General features: G+C 69.6%; 21 protein-coding genes. 14 read left to right on the forward strand and 7 right to left on the reverse strand.

Going from position 1 to position 16,705, the window contains the following annotated elements:
* Positions 1-3: 3 nt before the first annotated feature.
* The 7 genes from PGB26_RS09975 (at position 4) to PGB26_RS10005 (ending at position 6,666) form a co-directional block, all read left to right on the forward strand.
* The gene (locus PGB26_RS09975; RefSeq protein WP_271637471.1) at positions 4-333 is read left to right on the forward strand and encodes a metal-sulfur cluster assembly factor; all 330 of its coding nucleotides are present in this window, start codon (positions 4-6) and stop codon (positions 331-333) included.
* Between the two features lies 1 nt (position 334).
* Complete coding sequence (locus PGB26_RS09980) at positions 335-1,528, forward strand: MalY/PatB family protein (RefSeq protein WP_271637472.1); 1,194 nt, start codon at positions 335-337, stop codon at positions 1,526-1,528.
* A complete protein-coding gene (locus tag PGB26_RS09985; RefSeq protein WP_271637473.1) occupies positions 1,525-2,943 on the forward strand; it encodes an MFS transporter in 1,419 nt (472 codons plus the stop codon). Before PGB26_RS09980 ends, PGB26_RS09985 begins: the two co-directional genes overlap by 4 nt.
* 136 nt (positions 2,944-3,079) lie before the next feature.
* Positions 3,080-3,682 carry a biotin transporter BioY gene (locus PGB26_RS09990; RefSeq protein ID WP_271637474.1) on the forward strand — a complete coding sequence of 201 codons (603 nt, stop codon included), beginning with the start codon at positions 3,080-3,082 and terminating at the stop codon, positions 3,680-3,682.
* Complete coding sequence (locus PGB26_RS09995; protein WP_271637475.1) at positions 3,679-4,359, forward strand: energy-coupling factor ABC transporter ATP-binding protein; 681 nt, start codon at positions 3,679-3,681, stop codon at positions 4,357-4,359. The genes PGB26_RS09990 and PGB26_RS09995 overlap by 4 nt, the downstream gene beginning before the upstream one ends.
* Positions 4,356-4,952 carry an energy-coupling factor transporter transmembrane component T family protein gene (locus tag PGB26_RS10000; protein ID WP_271637476.1) on the forward strand — a complete coding sequence of 199 codons (597 nt, stop codon included), beginning with the start codon at positions 4,356-4,358 and terminating at the stop codon, positions 4,950-4,952. Before PGB26_RS09995 ends, PGB26_RS10000 begins: the two co-directional genes overlap by 4 nt.
* A 115-nt stretch (positions 4,953-5,067) precedes the next feature.
* On the forward strand, positions 5,068-6,666 hold the full coding sequence (locus PGB26_RS10005; RefSeq protein WP_271637477.1) for an ABC-F family ATP-binding cassette domain-containing protein: 1,599 nt from the start codon (positions 5,068-5,070) through the stop codon (positions 6,664-6,666).
* A gap of 19 nt (positions 6,667-6,685) precedes the next feature.
* Here PGB26_RS10005 and PGB26_RS10010 read toward each other — a convergent pair whose 3' ends face one another.
* The 3 genes from PGB26_RS10010 to PGB26_RS10020 are packed head-to-tail and all read right to left on the reverse strand — an operon-like array spanning position 6,686 to position 8,048.
* A complete protein-coding gene (locus tag PGB26_RS10010; protein ID WP_271639635.1) occupies positions 6,686-7,483 on the reverse strand; it encodes an SURF1 family cytochrome oxidase biogenesis protein in 798 nt (265 codons plus the stop codon).
* An 8-nt stretch (positions 7,484-7,491) separates the two neighbouring features.
* Entirely contained in the window at positions 7,492-7,689 is a 198-nt protein-coding gene (locus PGB26_RS10015; protein ID WP_271637478.1) for a hypothetical protein, read from the reverse strand.
* Positions 7,686-8,048 carry a DUF3099 domain-containing protein gene (locus PGB26_RS10020; protein WP_271637479.1) on the reverse strand — a complete coding sequence of 121 codons (363 nt, stop codon included), beginning with the start codon at positions 8,046-8,048 and terminating at the stop codon, positions 7,686-7,688. Before PGB26_RS10020 ends, PGB26_RS10015 begins: the two co-directional genes overlap by 4 nt.
* A gap of 101 nt (positions 8,049-8,149) precedes the next feature.
* Here PGB26_RS10020 and PGB26_RS10025 point away from each other — a divergent pair, with 101 nt between their 5' ends.
* Positions 8,150-8,860: a beta-ketoacyl-ACP reductase gene (locus tag PGB26_RS10025; protein WP_271637480.1), complete on the forward strand. Its 711-nt coding sequence runs from the start codon at positions 8,150-8,152 to the stop codon at positions 8,858-8,860.
* Between the two features lie 24 nt (positions 8,861-8,884).
* Here the strand turns inward: PGB26_RS10025 and PGB26_RS10030 are convergent, their stop codons facing one another.
* The 3 genes from PGB26_RS10030 to glgC all read right to left on the reverse strand — a co-directional run bounded on the left by PGB26_RS10030 (position 8,885) and on the right by glgC (position 11,536).
* Entirely contained in the window at positions 8,885-9,580 is a 696-nt protein-coding gene (locus PGB26_RS10030) for an alpha/beta fold hydrolase (protein ID WP_271637481.1), read from the reverse strand.
* A 62-nt stretch (positions 9,581-9,642) separates the two neighbouring features.
* Positions 9,643-10,278, reverse strand: a complete 636-nt coding sequence (gene serB / locus PGB26_RS10035) for a phosphoserine phosphatase SerB (protein WP_271637482.1) — start codon at positions 10,276-10,278, stop codon at positions 9,643-9,645.
* Between the two features lie 16 nt (positions 10,279-10,294).
* Complete coding sequence (glgC, locus tag PGB26_RS10040) at positions 10,295-11,536, reverse strand: glucose-1-phosphate adenylyltransferase (RefSeq protein WP_271637483.1); 1,242 nt, start codon at positions 11,534-11,536, stop codon at positions 10,295-10,297.
* A gap of 46 nt (positions 11,537-11,582) precedes the next feature.
* Between glgC and glgA the strand changes: the two genes are divergently transcribed.
* From glgA to PGB26_RS10055, 3 genes are all read left to right on the forward strand, one after another.
* Positions 11,583-12,767, forward strand: a complete 1,185-nt coding sequence (gene glgA, locus PGB26_RS10045; RefSeq protein WP_271637484.1) for a glycogen synthase — start codon at positions 11,583-11,585, stop codon at positions 12,765-12,767.
* A 17-nt stretch (positions 12,768-12,784) separates the two neighbouring features.
* Entirely contained in the window at positions 12,785-13,567 is a 783-nt protein-coding gene (locus PGB26_RS10050) for an ABC transporter ATP-binding protein (protein WP_271637485.1), read from the forward strand.
* A gap of 85 nt (positions 13,568-13,652) precedes the next feature.
* Positions 13,653-13,907: a type B 50S ribosomal protein L31 gene (locus PGB26_RS10055; protein ID WP_271637486.1), complete on the forward strand. Its 255-nt coding sequence runs from the start codon at positions 13,653-13,655 to the stop codon at positions 13,905-13,907.
* A 118-nt stretch (positions 13,908-14,025) separates the two neighbouring features.
* Here PGB26_RS10055 and PGB26_RS10060 read toward each other — a convergent pair whose 3' ends face one another.
* The gene (locus PGB26_RS10060) at positions 14,026-14,733 is read right to left on the reverse strand and encodes a 3'-5' exonuclease (protein ID WP_271637487.1); all 708 of its coding nucleotides are present in this window, start codon (positions 14,731-14,733) and stop codon (positions 14,026-14,028) included.
* 73 nt (positions 14,734-14,806) lie between these two features.
* Between PGB26_RS10060 and PGB26_RS10065 the strand changes: the two genes are divergently transcribed.
* The 3 genes from PGB26_RS10065 (at position 14,807) to PGB26_RS10075 (ending at position 16,660) form a co-directional block, all read left to right on the forward strand.
* The gene (locus PGB26_RS10065; RefSeq protein ID WP_271637488.1) at positions 14,807-15,430 is read left to right on the forward strand and encodes a LysE family translocator; all 624 of its coding nucleotides are present in this window, start codon (positions 14,807-14,809) and stop codon (positions 15,428-15,430) included.
* A gap of 158 nt (positions 15,431-15,588) precedes the next feature.
* On the forward strand, positions 15,589-16,122 hold the full coding sequence (locus PGB26_RS10070) for a single-stranded DNA-binding protein (RefSeq protein ID WP_271637489.1): 534 nt from the start codon (positions 15,589-15,591) through the stop codon (positions 16,120-16,122).
* Between the two features lie 46 nt (positions 16,123-16,168).
* Positions 16,169-16,660, forward strand: a complete 492-nt coding sequence (locus PGB26_RS10075; RefSeq protein WP_271637490.1) for a DUF6993 domain-containing protein — start codon at positions 16,169-16,171, stop codon at positions 16,658-16,660.
* Positions 16,661-16,705: the final 45 nt, after the last annotated feature.

Consider the following 16,705-nt stretch of genomic DNA (forward strand, 5'->3'; position numbering starts at 1 on the left):
AGCATGACCGCGACGCTCACTCCCGAGAAGTTCGACGAGGTCACCGAGGCTCTGAAGGACGTCATGGACCCGGAGCTCGGGATCAACGTCGTCGACCTCGGCCTGATCTACGATCTGTCCTGGGACGACGAGAACGACGCGCTGGTCATCCACATGACGCTGACCAGCGCCGGATGCCCGCTGACCGACGTTCTCGAGGAGCAGACCGCCCAGGCGCTGGACTCTGTGGTCGACCAGTTCCGGATCAACTGGGTCTGGATGCCGCCGTGGGGTCCGGAGCGGATCACCGACGACGGCCGCGACATGATGCGTGCCCTTGGGTTCGCGATCTGACGTGACGGCGGACGTCGTCGCTCTTCCCCTGGCGGAGCTGCGGCAGCGCACGAGCGAGAAGTGGCGGGAGTACCCGGAAGGGGTGCTCCCGCTCTTCGTCGCCGAGACCGACTTCGCGCTCGCCCCCGAGATCACCAAGGCGCTCGAACGCGCCGTGCGGGTGGGGGACACCGGCTATGTCGCCTCCAGGACGCCGCTCGCGACGGCCTACTCGGCGTTCGCCGAGCGACGCTTCGGCTGGGCACCCGATCCGGCAGGCATGCGCAGCACCGCCGACGTGAGCATGGGCATCGTCGAGATCCTCCGTCGGACCATCGCTCCCGGCGAGAGGGTGATCGTCAACCCGCCGGTGTACCCGCCGTTCTTCGAGCTCGTCGAAGAGGCCGGTGGCGTCGTCGAGCGCGTGCCTCTGCGCGACACCGGCGAGGCGTGGCAGCTCGATCTCGACGCGATCGAAGCGGCGCTGGCAGCCGGGGCGAAGGCGGTGCTGCTGTGCAACCCGCACAACCCGACCGGGACGGTGCACTCCGCCACGACCCTGCGCGCCCTCGCCGAGATCGCGGCCGCGCACGGCGCGACGGTGGTGTCGGACGAGATCCATGCGCCACTCGCACAGCCTGATGCCGGATACATGCCGTTCCTCGCCGCAGGAGACGCGGCGAGGGAAGTAGGGTACGCCGTGGTCAGTGCCAGCAAGGCGTTCAATCTGGCCGGATTGAAGTGCGCGCTGATGGTCGCCGCGAGTGACAGGACCCGACGCGTGCTGCGGGAGATGCCGGTCGAGGTCGAGTGGCGCACCGGTCAGTTCGGTCTGATAGCGGCCGTCGCCGCATTCGCCCCCGAGAGCGACGCCTGGCTTGACGCGCTGCTGCGCACGCTCGACGAGAACCGACGTCTGCTCGGCGCGCTGCTGGCCGAGCAGCTGCCCGGCGCGCGCTACCGGATGCCGGACGCCGGCTATCTCGCCTGGATCGACCTCACCGACCTGGGGTGGGGGCCGAACCCCGCTCGACGCATCCTGCGGGAGGCGGAGGTCGCGCTGCACTTCGGTCCGGCGTTCGGTGCGGAGGGGGCAGGGCACGTCCGGCTCAACTTCGGCACGAGCCCGGAGATCATCACCGAGGCCGTCGCGCGGATGGGCGCGCTCCGCATCGGCTCGCGGGCGGAACATCCCACCCCCGAGGCGGAGGCGTGACCGAGAGAGCTCCGGCCGCGACGATCTGGGATGCCACCCGCCTCGGGATCACGATCGGCTCGGTCGTGCTCATCTTCCTCGCCGCGATCGAGGCACTCGCCGTCACCACGGTGATGCCGGTGGTGAGCGTCGACCTGCACGGCGAGGCGCTCTACGCGGTCGCGTTCTCGGGCACGCTCGCCACCAGCGTCATCGGCATGGTGGCCGCCGGAACCTGGAGTGACCGCGCGGGGCCACGCGCCGCGCTGTACACGGCGGTCGCGCTGTTCCTGGCCGGGCTGATCGTCTCCGGGATCGCCCCCGACATGCACACCTTCCTCGTCGGCCGTCTCATCCAAGGGCTCGGCGCGGGCGGTCAGACGGTCGCGCTGTACGTCGTGGTCGCGCGGGTGTATCCACCGCACCTGCATGGGCGGATCTTCGCCGCGTATGCCGCAGCCTGGGTCGTCCCATCGATGATCGGGCCGTTCCTGGCTGGGCTCGTCACCGAGCTGCTGCCCTGGCGCTGGACCTTCCTCGGAGTCGCGGTGCTCACCGCAGCGGCATTCGTGCTCGTCGCGGAGCGCCTGCGCGACGTATCGCTGGAGGCCGACGCGGTGGAGACGGGCGACCCTGACGCGGTGCCGGATGCCCGTGTGGCCGAGACCGCGAACGCGGCACCCGCGCCGGGTTCGTTCGCAGCGCGCATGCTGCTGGCCGTCGTCGTGGCGGTGTGCGCGGTGGGGGTCGGGTTCACCGTGGAGCTGCCGTTCCCGATCGGAGGGCCACTGGCCCTGGTCGGCATCATCGTGATCGGCATCGCCCTGCTGCCGCTGCTGCCAGGGCGCACTCTGCGTGCGGCACCGGGCCTGCCGAGCGTCGTGCTGACCCGCGGACTCATCGCTGGGGCGTTCTTCGCGGCCGAGGCGTACATCCCGAAGCTGCTGATGGATGAGCACGACTTCTCGCCGTCCATCGCCGGCCTGGCACTGACACTGGCGGCTCTCGGCTGGTCAGGCGCATCCGCCGTGCAGGGCCGGTGGGGAGACCGTCTCGGCAGTCGGCGCATCATGCTCATCACGTTCACCCTCCTCATCTCGGCACTCGCCGGCATCCTGTCCGTCGTGCTCGTCTGGCCTGCGCCCTGGATCGTCGTGGTCGGGTGGGGCCTCGCGGGGGCGGGGATGGGCCTGCTCTATCCCCGGCTGACGGTGCTCACCCTGGCCTACTCGACGACTCGCGACGAGGGGTTCAATTCGTCGGCGCTGTCGATCTCGGATGCCACCGGATCCGCCCTCGCGGTGGCCGTCGCCGGTCTTGGCTTCGTCGCCCTTCCGCTGTTGGGCAGCGGCTTCGCGAGCGTGTACGCGTTCGCTGCTGCCTGCACCGTGGCCGCTCTGCTGCCCGGTCTGCAAATGGGGGATCCGGTGCGCTGACGGTCGTCTGTCCGACAAGATCCGCGCCCGCACACTGTAGGTGTCGTCCAGGGCCGACAGCGATGTGCTCAATACTGTGGGAATCGACAACACGAATGCCGTTTCGTGCACATAATCCACGACCATCGGAGGATCGATGACTCCAGACCGCCGTCCACTCAGCGCTGATCTCGCGCGTATCGCCGTCTTCGCCGCTCTGGTGATCGTGCTCGGCACGGTCATGGTGCCGCTGCCGAGCGGAGTTCCGATCACAGGCCAGACGCTGGGTGTCATGCTCGCCGGACTCGTGCTGGGCGCGCGACGCGCCCCGCTCTCGATCCTGCTCGTGCTGGCGCTCGCGGCGATCGGACTGCCGGTGCTCGCCGGGGGCCGCGGAGGCCTGGGCGCCTTCGTAGGACCGACCGCCGGGTACATGCTGGGCTGGGTGGCGGGGGCGATGCTGATCGGCCTGATCGCGCACAGCGGGCGCTTCACCTGGTGGCGTGCGGCCGGCGGCGCCCTCATCGGCGGTATCCTCGTCGTCTACCTTTTCGGCGTTCCGGTGCAGGCCGCGGTCACCGGGGTGCCGCTGGATGTGACGGCACTGTCGACCATCGCCTTCCTGCCCGGCGATCTGCTCAAGGCGGCGCTCGCGACTGTGCTCGCCGTCGCCCTGCACCGCGCCTATCCGCGCGCCTTTCCGGTCAGCGCGGGCGCGCACGGCCGCGCGGTCCGGACCGGTGCCGTGCCGGCGCAGTGACCCGCGCCCACGTCGCGTTCGACGACGTGTCCTACGAGGTCGACGGTGTTCCGATCCTGACGGGTGTCACGACGGCACTGGCCGCCCGGCGCACAGCGGTGATCGGCGCGAACGGCTCAGGCAAGTCGACCTTCGCCCGCATGATCAACGGACTGCGTCAGCCCACGTCGGGGGCCGTGCGCGTTCTGGGGCTCGACCCTGCCGCCGAGGCGACGCGCGTGCGCTCGCGCGTCGGCTTCGTGGTCACCAACCCCGAGGCGCAGATCCTCATGCCGACGCCCGCCGAGGATCTGGCGCTCTCCCTCGCGTCCGTGCCGCGTGCGATGCGCGCGGCACGGGTCGAGCGGATCCTCGACGAGTACGGGCTCGCGGGTCGCGGCGATCAGCCGGTGTCCGAGCTCTCCGGCGGCCAGCGACAGCTGCTGGCGCTGGCGGCGGTGCTGTGCACAGAGCCGCAGCTCGTCGTCGCCGATGAGCCGACGACGCTGCTCGATCTGCGCAACGCCCGCCGGATCGCCGATCTGCTTCTGACCCTCGCGGTGCCCGTCGTGATCGTCACGCACGACCTCGAGCTGGCAGCGCGCTGTGACGAAGCAGTGCTCTTCGACGGAGGGCGGCTCGTCGCCGAGGGGGAGCCCAGGGGCGTGATCGAGACCTACCGCCGGGTCAGCTCGTGATCTCGCTGTACCGGCCCGGCGACAGCATCCTGCATCGGGTCTCTGCCGGGTGGAAGCTGCTGGGCCTTGCGACCAGCGCTCTGGCCATCTCGATCGCGCGCCCGGGGACGACCTGCACGCTGGTGCTGCTCGGGGCAGCCTCGCTGGTGCTGCTCGCCGCCGGTGCGAAGGTGCCGGATCTGCTCCTCGTGTGGTGGCGTCTGCGCTGGCTCATCATCGTGCTGGGCGGCGCACTCGTCGTCTTCGTCAGCGTCGCCGCGGCCGTGCAGAACACCGGACGCGTGGTGGCGCTGCTGCTGCTCGCCGAGGCTCTGACGAGAACCACGAAGACGAGCGATCTGCTCGACGTGCTGCGCACGCTGTTCCGGCCGCTGCGTGTGTTCGGCATCGATCCCGGCACACCGGCCCTGGCGGTCTCGCTGACGATCGCGATGGTGCCGGTGCTCGCGGGCCTTCTCGAGCAGGTGCGTGACGCGCAGCGCGCCAGGGGAGTGCGGCTCGCAGCGCGAGCAGCCGTGCCGCTGCTCGTGCTCGCGATGAAGCACGCGGATGACGTCGGCGATGCGCTCACGGCTCGGGGGCTCGGCCGCTGACATCGCCGACGCCGCCGTCGACGTCGTGCTCACCCTGAAAGGGCCCCGAGCCGCCCGCGAACTATACTGGGAGGCTGGCCCTTCGGCCGCTTCCCCCCAACGAACGGATACCGCTGTGCTCGCCGTGCATGACCTCGAGATCCGCGTCGGAGCACGCGTGCTCATGTCGGACGTGTCGTTCCGGGTCGCCGCGGGCGACAAGATCGGCCTCGTCGGACGCAACGGCGCCGGCAAGACCACGCTCACCAAGGTGCTCGCCGGTGACGTCCTCGCCTCCGAGGGCAAGGTCACGCGCTCGGGTGAGATCGGCTACCTCCCGCAGGATCCGCGCATCGGCGACCCCGAGATGCTCGCCAGGACGCGCATCCTGGATGCGCGCGGGCTCGGGACCATCCAATTGGGCATCGCCACGGCGTCGCACGACATGGCATCCGACGACCCCAAGATCGCCGAGCGCGCCATGCGGAAGTTCGCCAATCTGACCGAGCGCTTCGAGGCGCTGGGTGGTTACGCGGCCGAGGCCGAGGCGGCATCCATCGCGAACAACCTCTCGCTGCCCGACCGCATCCTCGACCAGCCGCTGAGCACCCTCTCGGGTGGGCAGCGGCGCCGGATCGAGCTCGCGCGCATCCTGTTCTCCGACGCCGACACCATGATCCTCGACGAGCCGACCAACCACCTCGACGCCGACAGCGTCGTCTGGCTGCGCGAGTTCCTGAAGAACTACAAGGGCGGGCTCATCGTGATCAGTCACGACGTGGAGCTCGTCGGCGAGACGGTCAACCGGGTGTTCTACCTCGACGCGAACCGTCAGGTCATCGACATCTACAACATGAACTGGAAGAACTACCTGCGCCAGCGGGTGGCCGATGAGGAGCGCCGGAAGAAGGAGCGCGCGAACGCCGAGAAGAAGGCGACCCAGCTGCAGCTTCAGGCGGCGCGATTCGGCGCCAAGGCGTCGAAGGCGGCCGCCGCGCACCAGATGGTGGCGCGAGCCGAGAAGCTGCTGTCCGGCCTCGACGAGGTGCGCCAGGTCGATCGGGTCGCCAAGCTGCGATTCCCCAAGCCCGCACCGTGCGGGAAGACCCCGCTGATGGCATCCGGCCTGTCCAAGTCGTACGGCTCGCTCGAGATCTTCACCGACGTCGATCTCGCGATCGACCGGGGCTCGAAGGTCGTCGTGCTCGGGCTCAACGGCGCGGGCAAGACGACGCTGCTGCGTCTGCTCGCCGGGGTCGACCAGCCCGACACCGGTCAGCTCGAGCCCGGCCACGGACTGAAGATCGGCTACTACGCCCAGGAGCACGAGAACCTCGACGTGAAGCGGTCGGTGCTCGAGAACATGATCTCCGCCGCTCCTGATCTGAACGAGACCGAGGCGCGCAAGGTGCTCGGTTCGTTCCTCTTCACCGGCGATGACGTGCACAAGCCCGCCGGCGTTCTCTCCGGCGGCGAGAAGACGCGTCTGTCGCTGGCGACGCTCGTCGTCTCGGCGGCCAACATGCTGCTTCTCGACGAGCCGACGAACAACCTCGACCCCGCCTCCCGCGAGGAGATCCTGGGGGCCCTGGCTCACTACGAGGGTGCTGTCGTGCTCGTCTCGCACGACCCGGGAGCGGTCGCATCGCTCAACCCCGAGCGGGTGCTGATCCTGCCCGACGGCGTCGAGGACATCTGGAGCAAGGAGTATCAGGACCTCATCGAGCTCGCCTGAGCCCTGATGATCACCGGTCTCAGCGTGCCGCGGAGTCCAGCAGTGCGTCCTCGTCAGCGGCGTCCCGATCGCGGCGGCGAGGCCGGCGGGACGGCAGTTCGCCGGCATCCTCCTTCGCCTTCACGATCTCGATGCGGATGACGTAGCCGATGAACGCGAACCCCATCACGGCGAACAGGATCCACTGGATCGCGTACGACAGGTGCGGGCCCGGATCATCGGTGGGGGAGGCGAACCCACCCAAGGCGGAAGCCGCGGCAGGATCCTCCGAGACGAGCTGCCCGTAGGCGCTCGTAACCAGCGACGCATCCACTCGGTCGGCGATCGTCGGCAGGTGGATCGTGGGCACCTGTCCTTCCGGCGCGCTGCGACCCGACGACGGAAGCCGCTCACCGGCGCGCAGGCGCACCACCACAGTGCTCTCTCCCTCGGGGGGCGCGGGCACCGTCTTGGGCACAGTGTCCTCGCCGGGCGAGATCCAGCCGCGATCCACCAGCAGCACCACACCGCTCTCGTCACGGAAGGGCACGAGCACCTCGAACGCGCTCGTGCCGCCGTGCGGTCTGTTCCTCACGAGCAGCTGCTCGTCGGCGAGGTACTCACCGACGAGCAGCACCGGATGCCATTCGTCGGCCGGCGCGAGCGCCCGCCCGTCGCCGAGCAGGTCCGCGACGGGCACGGGCTGCGCGTCGTAGTTCCGCTCGACCAGTGAGATCTGCGCGGCGCGCGACTCGTTGCGGTCGAACTGCCACTGCGACAGGAAAGCGCACGCGATCGCGAAGCCGATCGCGACGAGCAGGTACACGCCCCAGCGCATCAGTCGGCTCACGCCGGAACCCCCTCGTGCACCGTGACGGGGAAGTCCCGTGCCCTGAGGTAGTCGCTCAGGAACCCCACGTGCGCATCGCAGGCAAGCCAGATCTTGCGCCGATCCTCGGCGTGGATGCGGGGATTGCGCCAGACGATGTGATGCGTGGCGGGTTGACGGCACGCGGCGCGCGCGCATTCCAGCTCAGCTCTCATCGGTCGTCCGCCCCGCCGTCGTCGCGGCGCTCGATGATCGTGATCACTTCCGGCTCCGCCCCGGTCGGGGACGGTGCGGAACCGCGGGGCGCTTCGAGCTGCGCGACCGGCGACTCCACGCTGCGTGGAGTGCTGTCGCTGCCCGCGTTGGCATAGACCACGGCGATGTACGGAAGGAAGATCGCGGCGACGGCGAACGCCCATGTCCACCAGCCGAGCGGCTGCACCACCACCATGAGCAGGAAGCACACCGTGCGGATGATCATCGTCAGCGCGTAACGGCGCACGCGGTGATCGGCCTCGACCTGCGGCGACTGCGGCAGGGAGGTGACGGCGGCTGCGGGGCGCTTCTCTTTCACGGTGCTTCAAGCCTACGCCGCGCCCAGCCCACGGGACGCCGTCCCGCGAGGCCGCGCTCGGTAGGATGGCGTGCGATCCGATCCCCAGTCAGGAGCCCCACATGAGCGCTGAGCGCGTCGTCCTCGTCACCGGCGGAAACCGCGGCATCGGCCGCGCCATCGCCGAACGCTTCGTCCGCGACGGATACCGCGTGGCGGTCACGGCACGCAGCGGCGAAGGGCCCGAGGGCACGCTGACCGTCCGTGCCGACGTCACCGACGCCGCGGCGATCGACGCGGCGTTCACCGAGGTCGAGCAGCAGCTCGGGCCGGTGGAGATCGTGGTCGCCAACGCCGGGATCACCAAGGACACCCTTCTGATGCGCATGAGCGAGGACGACTTCGACAGCGTCGTCGCGACGAATCTCGGCGGCACCTTCCGCGTCGTCAAGCGCGCGTCGAAGGGTATGCTGCGGGCGCGCTTCGGCCGCGTCATCCTCATCTCCAGCGTCGTCGGCCTGTACGGCTCTGCAGGGCAGGTCAACTACTCCGCGTCGAAGAGCGCCCTGGTCGGCTTCGCCCGCTCGCTCACCCGCGAGCTGGGCGGGCGCGGGATCACCGCCAACGTGGTGGCTCCCGGCTTCATCGAGACCGACATGACCGCTCAGCTGCCCGAGGAGACGCAGAAGCAGTACAAGGCGAGTATTCCCGCCGGCCGCTTCGCCACCCCGGACGAGGTCGCCGGAGCCGTCGTGTGGCTGGCCGGTGATGATGCCGCCTACATCTCGGGTGCCGTCATCCCCGTCGACGGCGGCCTCGGGATGGGGCACTGACACCGATCCCGTCCGGCGACGACGTCAGCGGTCGACGGCAGCCACCAGCAGTTCGGACAGCCGGTCCGGCACGGTGAACTGCGGCCAGTGGCCGGAGCCGATCCTGACGACCTCGGCGTTCGCGATGGCGCGATATTCTTCGCCGTACGCGCCCCATTCGCCGGATTCGGCATCGACCTTCGCCTGGTCGTACGAGCCCATCAGCATCGTCACGGGCACGCCGTGCCGGCTGTCGCGGGTCAGCTGTATGGCATCGCCGGGCACGCGAGCGGGGATGGTGCGCGTGAGGGGGAGCGTTCGGGCGCGCGTCTCGTCGTCGATGTCGTACACATCCTCTTCTGGGAAGAAATCCCAGCCCGGGAACGGCACGACGCCGTCGACGAGGGGGAAGTCGCTGATCTCCCGGCCCGGCGCTGGTGGGATTGTGTCGACGAACACGACCCGCCGCACGCGTTCGGGCCTGGCATCCGCCGCGCCCCACACGACGTTGCCGCCGCCGGAGTGCCCGACGAGCACGACCGGCTGCTCGGCCTCGTCGATCCGCCGCACGACCGCGTCGATCCAGTCCGCCATGCCGATGTCGGACGAGGCGACAGCGGGCTCGCCGACACCCGGCATCGTCAGAGCGAGCGGTCGATGGCCGGCCACGCGGAGCGCATGCACCACCGGATCCCACGAAGAGGCGTCGAGCCAGAGCCCGGGAACGAGGATGATGTCCATGCGCAGACGCTACGCGCAGGTGCCGTCATCGTCCAGCGTCGGTCGACCCGGAGCATCACGAGTCAGGGCAGCAGCGGGATGATCTCGGAGAGATCCTGCGGCCCGACGACCAGCGACGCCGCGGCGCGCACGGCCGGCTTGGCGTTGAAGGCGATGCCCAGTCCGGCGACGGCCATCATCGTCAGGTCGTTGGCGCCGTCGCCGATCGCGATGGTCGCGTGCCGTGCCACACCCAGGTCGGCAGCCCAGCTCTGCAGCGATGCCGCTTTCGCGTCGGCATCGACGATCTCGCCGTCGACCGACCCAGCGAGCGAGTCTCCGTCGAGCAGCAGCCGGTTCGCGCGCCAGCGATCGACGCCCAGCTGCGGCGCGATGTGGTCGAGGATCTCGTGGAATCCGCCCGAGACGACGCCGACGATCCCGCCGCGCTCATGCACCGCGGCGGTGAGCTCGTGCACGCCGGGAGTCGGCTCGATGCGCTCGCGCACGCGCTCGAAGGCGGCCGTCGGCACCCCGCGCAGCGCGGCCACGCGTGAGCGAAGGCTGGTCGCGAAGTCGACCTCGCCTCGCATCGCCGCCTCGGTCGCCGTCTGCACCTCGGCACGGCGACCCGCCTCGTCGGCGAGCAGCTCGATCACCTCATCGCGGATGAGGGTGGAATCGGCATCGAGGACGACGAGGAAACGCGCGGCGGTCACCCGTCGAGCGTAGCGGTCAGCGCGTGATCCGAACGCCCTTGCCCACGACGGTGATGCCCGAGTCGGTCACGGTGAAGCCACGCTCCAGGTCGCGCTCGCGATCCACCCCGACCGTCGCGCCGTCCTCGAGGACGACGTTCTTGTCGAGCACCGCGCGGCGCACCCGAGATCCGAGACCCATCTGCACGTTGTCGAGCAGCACCGAGTCCGTGATCGTCGATCCGCCCAGCGCCACACCGCCGAGCCCGATGACGCTGCGCTCGATGTGCGTGCCCGACAGCACCGACCCGGCCGCGACGACCGAGTCGATCGCGTTGCCGATCCTGCCCACCGCATCGCGGACGAACTTCGCCGGCGGCATGTTGACGTTCTGCGTGCGGATCGGCCAGTCGGTGTTGTACAGGTTGAAGATCGGCAGCGTCGAGATCAGATCCATGTGCGCGTCGAAATACGAGTCGATGGTGCCGACGTCCCGCCAGTACGACCGGTCGCGCGGCGACGACCCCGGAACGTCGTTCTGCTTCATGTCGTAGTACCCCGCCTCGCCGCGCTGGACGAAGTAGGGGATGATGTCGCCGCCCATGTCGTGTCCGGATGAGGCGGATTCGCCGTCCGCCTCGACCGCGGCGACGAGAGCGTCGGCGTCGAAGACGTAGTTGCCCATCGAGACGAGTACCTCCTCGGGGGAGTCGGCAAGGCCCACCGGGTCGGCGGGCTTCTCGAGGAAGTCCCGGATGCGTCCCGTGTCGGGATCGGCGTCGATCACCCCGAACTGAGAGGCCAGAGCGATCGGCTGACGGATTCCGGCGACCGTCGCCGGTGCGCCGGAGGCGATGTGCGCGTCGATCATCTGCTGGAAGTCCATGCGGTAGACGTGATCGGCTCCGATCACGACGACGATGTCGGGCTTCTCGTCGTTGATGAGGTTGAGGCTCTGCAGGATGGCGTCGGCCGACCCCGAGAACCAGCGCTTACCGAGCCGCTGCTGGGCCGGGACCGAGGTGACGTAGGAGTCGAGCAGCGCCGACATGCGCCAGTTCTGCGAGACGTGCCGGTCGAGGCTGTGCGACTTGTACTGGGTGAGCACGACGACCTGTCTGAGCCCTGAGTTGATCAGGTTCGATATCGCGAAGTCGATCAGCCGGTACTGGCCGCCGAAGGGCACCGCCGGTTTGGCTCTGTCTGCGGTGAGGGGCATGAGGCGCTTGCCCTCACCGCCGGCGAGGATGATCCCGAAAACCTTCTTTGGAGCCGACATGCGTCCACCATAGAGCGCCCGGCGACCGATGTACTACCGTGCAGACATGCGAGTCGACATCATCACGAAGGAATATCCGCCGGAGATCTACGGCGGTGCCGGCGTGCATGTCGCAGAGCTCGTGGCGGCGCTGCGCGGCAGCATCGATGTGCAGGTGCGCGCCTTCGGCGCCGAGCGCGCCGAACCGGGAACCACGGCATACCGCACACCCTCCGAGCTGGCGGGAGCGAACCCGGCCCTGCAGACCCTCGGCACCGATCTGGTCATGGTGGGCGACGTCGCCGGTGCCGACCTCGTGCACAGCCACACCTGGTACGCGAACTTCGCCGGGCATCTGGCATCCCAGCTGCACGGCATCCCGCACGTCCTCACCGCCCACAGCCTCGAGCCGCTGCGGCCGTGGAAGGCCGAGCAGCTCGGCGGCGGCTACGCCGTCTCCAGCGGGATCGAGCGGCTCGCGTACGAGAACGCGGCCGCCATCGTCGCCGTCAGCGACGGGATGCGCCAGGACATCCTGCGCAGCTACCCCCAGGTCGACCCGCAGCGCGTGCGGGTCATCCACAACGGCATCGACGTCGAGCGCTGGCGCCCGGTCGAGAACCCCGCTCTGCTGGCGAGCATCGGCATGGACCCCTCGCGTCCGTCGGTGGTCTTCGTCGGACGCATCACCCGGCAGAAGGGCCTGCCGTACCTGCTGAGGGCCGCGCAGCGGCTGCCGAAGGACGTGCAGCTCGTGCTCTGCGCGGGCGCCCCCGATACGCCGGAGATCATGGCGGAGGTGCAGGAGGGCGTCCGTCTGCTGCAGCAGACGCGGGACGGGGTGATCTGGATCGAGCGGATGCTGCCTCGTGACGAGCTCTCGGCGATCCTCGCCGCCGCGACGACGTTCGTATGCCCCTCGGTGTACGAGCCTCTCGGCATCGTGAACCTCGAGGCCATGGCGTGCGGCGCGGCGGTCGTCGGCACCGCCACCGGCGGCATCCCCGAGGTGGTCGACGACGGCGTGACCGGCCGGCTGGTGCCGATCGAGCAGCTGCAGGACGGTACCGGCACGCCTGTCGATCCCGACCGATACGTGTCAGACCTCGCGGCCGTGCTCACCGAGGTCACCGGCGATCCGGCGCGTGCACGGCAGTACGGCGAAGCGGGACGGGAGCGCGCGCGCAGTCAGTTCAGCTGGGGTGCGATCGCCGACACCACGCGCGCGCTCTACGAGGAGCTGACCGCCTGAGCCGATAGGCTGGCGTCATGTCGAGCGCTCTGGATCTCACCGATGTCGTCGTGCGTCGCGAAGGCCGCAACATCGTCGATCGGGTGACCTGGTCGGTGTCCGAGGATCAGCGCTGGGTGGTGCTCGGGCCGAACGGCGCCGGCAAGACGACGCTGCTGCAGCTCGCGGACACGCTCATGCACCCGACGTCGGGAACGGTGAGCGTGCTCGGCGAGACCCTGGGGCGCACGGATGTGTTCGAGCTGCGCCCGCGGATCGGCTTCGCCTCGTCGGCGATGGCTCGCCGCATCCCGCGCGATGAGACCGTGCTGGACACGGTCATGACCGCGGCGTACTCGGTGACGGGCCGATGGCGCGAGGACTACGAGACCATCGATGAGCGTCGCGCCAGGCGAGTGCTCGCCGACTGGCACCTGGAGCACCTCGCCGAACGCCTGTTCGGCACGCTCAGCGACGGGGAGCAGAAGCGCGTGCAGATCGCGCGAGCGGTCATGACCGACCCCGAGCTGCTGCTGCTCGACGAGCCGACCGCTAGTCTCGATCTCGGCGCACGAGAAGAACTGCTGCAGCTGCTCGGTGAGTACGCCGCGTCGCCGACCACGCCGGCGATGGTCATGGTCACGCATCACGTCGAGGAGATCCCGCTCGGCTTCACCCACGTGCTGCTGCTGCGCGACGGCGGTGTCGTGGCGGCGGGTCCCATCGCCGAGACACTGACCGCGCAGACTCTCACCGAAGCGTTCGGCATGCCGATCACCCTCACGCAGGATGCCGGACGGTACGCGGCACGCGCCGCCTGAGTGGTGTAAAGTAGACCCTCGGTGCGATCGCACCGCAGACTTCCCTCGTCTCTGGCAGAATCCAGGGCACCACGTAAGGAATCCCATGAAGACTGACATCCACCCCGAGTACCAGGCCGTCGTGTTCCGCGACCTCGGCTCGGGCGAGACCTTCCTCACCCGCTCCACCGTCACGAGCGACAAGACGATCGAGCTGGACGGTGTGGAGTACCCCGTCATCGACGTCGAGATCTCGTCGGCCTCGCACCCGTTCTACACGGGCAAGCAGCGCATCATGGACTCGGCCGGTCGCGTCGAGAAGTTCAACCAGCGCTTCAAGAACTTCGGCGGCTCCAAGTAAGCAGCCCCAGCGAAGGCCCCGCTCCGGCGGGGCCTTCGTCATATCCGGAAGACGTTCGCCGAGCGCCCGATCTCACCGGGAACGCCGTCAGCCGCGGACGACTCGTCCGCGGCCGGCGTCACCCGCGGACGGGCCATGTCCCGTCTAGAGGCTGCTCCGGCGTGATCCGGCCGATTCCGACGAAGTACTCGGTCAGGCTCGCGGCCTGATCCCGCGCCCAGCCGATCTGTCTCGTGTGCAGCTCCGCCGCCGAGCGTGGCAGCGCGAACTCGCGGGCGAGCGCGAACGCCACTCGACCTGCGGCCACGGCATCCGCCGACGCCTGGTGCGCGTCGTCCAGCGGAACCGCGTAGTGGTCGGCGACGACGGTCAGCGTGCGCTTGCCGGGGCGGTACCTGTCGAACGCCTTGTCGATCACGAGCGGGTCGATCACGGGCGACGGGGTGGCCAGCTCGGCAATCCCGTGCCGGCGCGCCTCGTGCGCGAGGAGCGAGAAGTCGTACGAGGCGTTGTACGCCACAATCGGCAGCCCCTGGGCGAAGAGCACGCGGAGTGCGTGCACGATCTCGGCGACCACCTCGCACGCGGGTCGACCGTGCGCCCTGGCGTGCTCGGTGCTGATCCCGTGCACGGCCGCCGCGCCGTCGGGGATGGGCACTCCGGGGTCGGCCAGCCAGTCGCGCGCGGCGAGCTCTCTGCCGTGCCGATCGAGCACGCCGACGTGCGCGGTGACGATGCGATCCTGCGTCACATCGACGCCGGTCGTCTCGAGGTCGAACACGCCCACACGGGTGAGCCAGGCCGGGGCATCAGGCGGGAAGGTCATGGCCACACCGTAGGTGCGGGTGCCGACATCGCGCGATTGGGTGCCGCACGCGCCCGATCACTACGCTGTGCTGGTGACCTGGACCGTGTGGCTCTCGCTTCTCGCGGCGTGCGTGGTGATCAGCTTCACGCCCGGTGCCGGCGCGATCAACACCATGAGCAACGCGCTCGTGCAGGGCTGGCGTCGCTCACTGTGGGGAGTGCTCGGACAGCAGGCCGCACTCATCGTGCACGTGGTCATCGTCGCCGCCGGCGTCGGTCTGATCGTCTCCCGTTCGCCGGTGCTGTTCGAGATCATCCGCTACGCCGGCGCCGCGTACCTGGTGTACCTCGGGGTCCGGCTGATCCTCGCCGCCCCCGAGGTGCAGAGCCTCGATCAGTCCGCTCGCGTGCGCGAGGGCGCCTGGTCGATCTTCCGACGCGGATTCTGGGTAAACCTCCTCAACCCCAAGGCGATCGTGTTCTTCCTGGCCTTCGTGCCGCAGTTCGTCCGGCTGGACCGCGATCCGCTGCCCCAGTACCTCGTGCTGGTCGGGACTGTGATCGTCGTCGACATCCTGGTGATGTGGTTCTTCTTCGCCGCGGCGGCGAAGTCGTTCCGGCGCTTCACCAGGAATGCTCGGGGTCAGCGCGTCCTGAACGCCGTGTTCGGCGCGCTGTTCATCGCCGTGGCCGCTCTTCTGCTGTTCCTGCACTGAGGACAGGTCCGCGTAACCGGTCCGGGCAACCGGTGTTCCTGCACTGATCGCGGCGCCGTCGACTTCTCCACCGGCGTCGGGAAATCGGCTCCGCACGTCCGACGCCGGCGTGCACTCTGGTCGGACCCGGGCTGGTCCCGGCAACGAAGGAGCACGCTATGAGCATCACCAACGACGTCCTGACGATCGCCGGGAACATCGGTAACGACCCCATCTCCAACGAGACCCGCAGCGGCAAGGCGGTGATCAACTTCCGCGTGGCCACGTCGTCGGGCTACTTCGACCAGCGCACGGGTGCGTGGGTCGACGGAGTGACGAACTGGTACGCGGTGTCGGCGTTCGGCAGGCTCGCCGAGCACGCCAGGGCATCGCTTCACCGCGGCGACCCCGTCATCGTCGTCGGGCGCCTCCGTCAGAAGGAATGGGAGGCGAACGGCAAGAAGGGCATCGACGTCGAGCTCACCGCCGACTCGATCGGCCACGACCTGCGTCGGGGCACGAGCGCGTTCGCGCGTCGGCCGCGCCCCGAGCAGTCCGGCGCCGCGCCCGCAGAAGACGCCGCACCGGTCTTCGACCGGCCCAGTGCCGCCGATCAGGATGCGTGGAGCGGTGCAGGTCTGCACCTGACGGGGGAGGCGGGCGGCGGTGACGTGTCGGGCGAACCTCGGGGTGACGCTCTGACCGTCGTGTGAGAGCCGGCGCGTCGGGGACGGGTATCCGAGCGCCTAGACTCGAGGCGTGCGCCACAGGTTCCCCGTCTCCGTCAGGCGGCGCGCGCGCTGCTCTCGGCTGCTGGTGGGAGCGGGCGCGATCATGCTCGCGCTGACGGCCTGCAGCCCGGCGGCGACTCCTGACGCGCCGTCCGCCACGCCATCACCGGGGCCCGCGGCGCCCGAGGCCTCTGACGCAGCGGACGAGTCGGACGCCGCGCTCGCGTCGTTCACCGAGATCACCGCTCGCGTGTGGGCGTCCGACTCGCGCGGGCAGGGCCGCGCCTACGTCGACGCGCTCGTCGAGGCCGGGTTCCAGAAGGACGCGATGCAGGTCACGGCCGACCGGAGCACGGTCGGCACCGCCGCGGAGAGCCTGCAGTTCTCGGTCGCCGTGAACGACACGCAGTGCCTGGTGGGTCAGGTCGGTCCGTCGACCGGCGAGCCGGTCACCGCGCGGCTTCCGCGACTCGCGGACGGGGCGTGCCTGGTGGGCGGCACCCGGCCCATCGACTGGTGAGCCGGCGTCGCAGCGGCCTCCACGGCGCCTGAGCGCTGTTGCACG

It is taken from the genome of Microbacterium sp. nov. GSS16 (assembly GCF_028198145.1).
GTDB lineage: Bacteria > Actinomycetota > Actinomycetes > Actinomycetales > Microbacteriaceae > Microbacterium.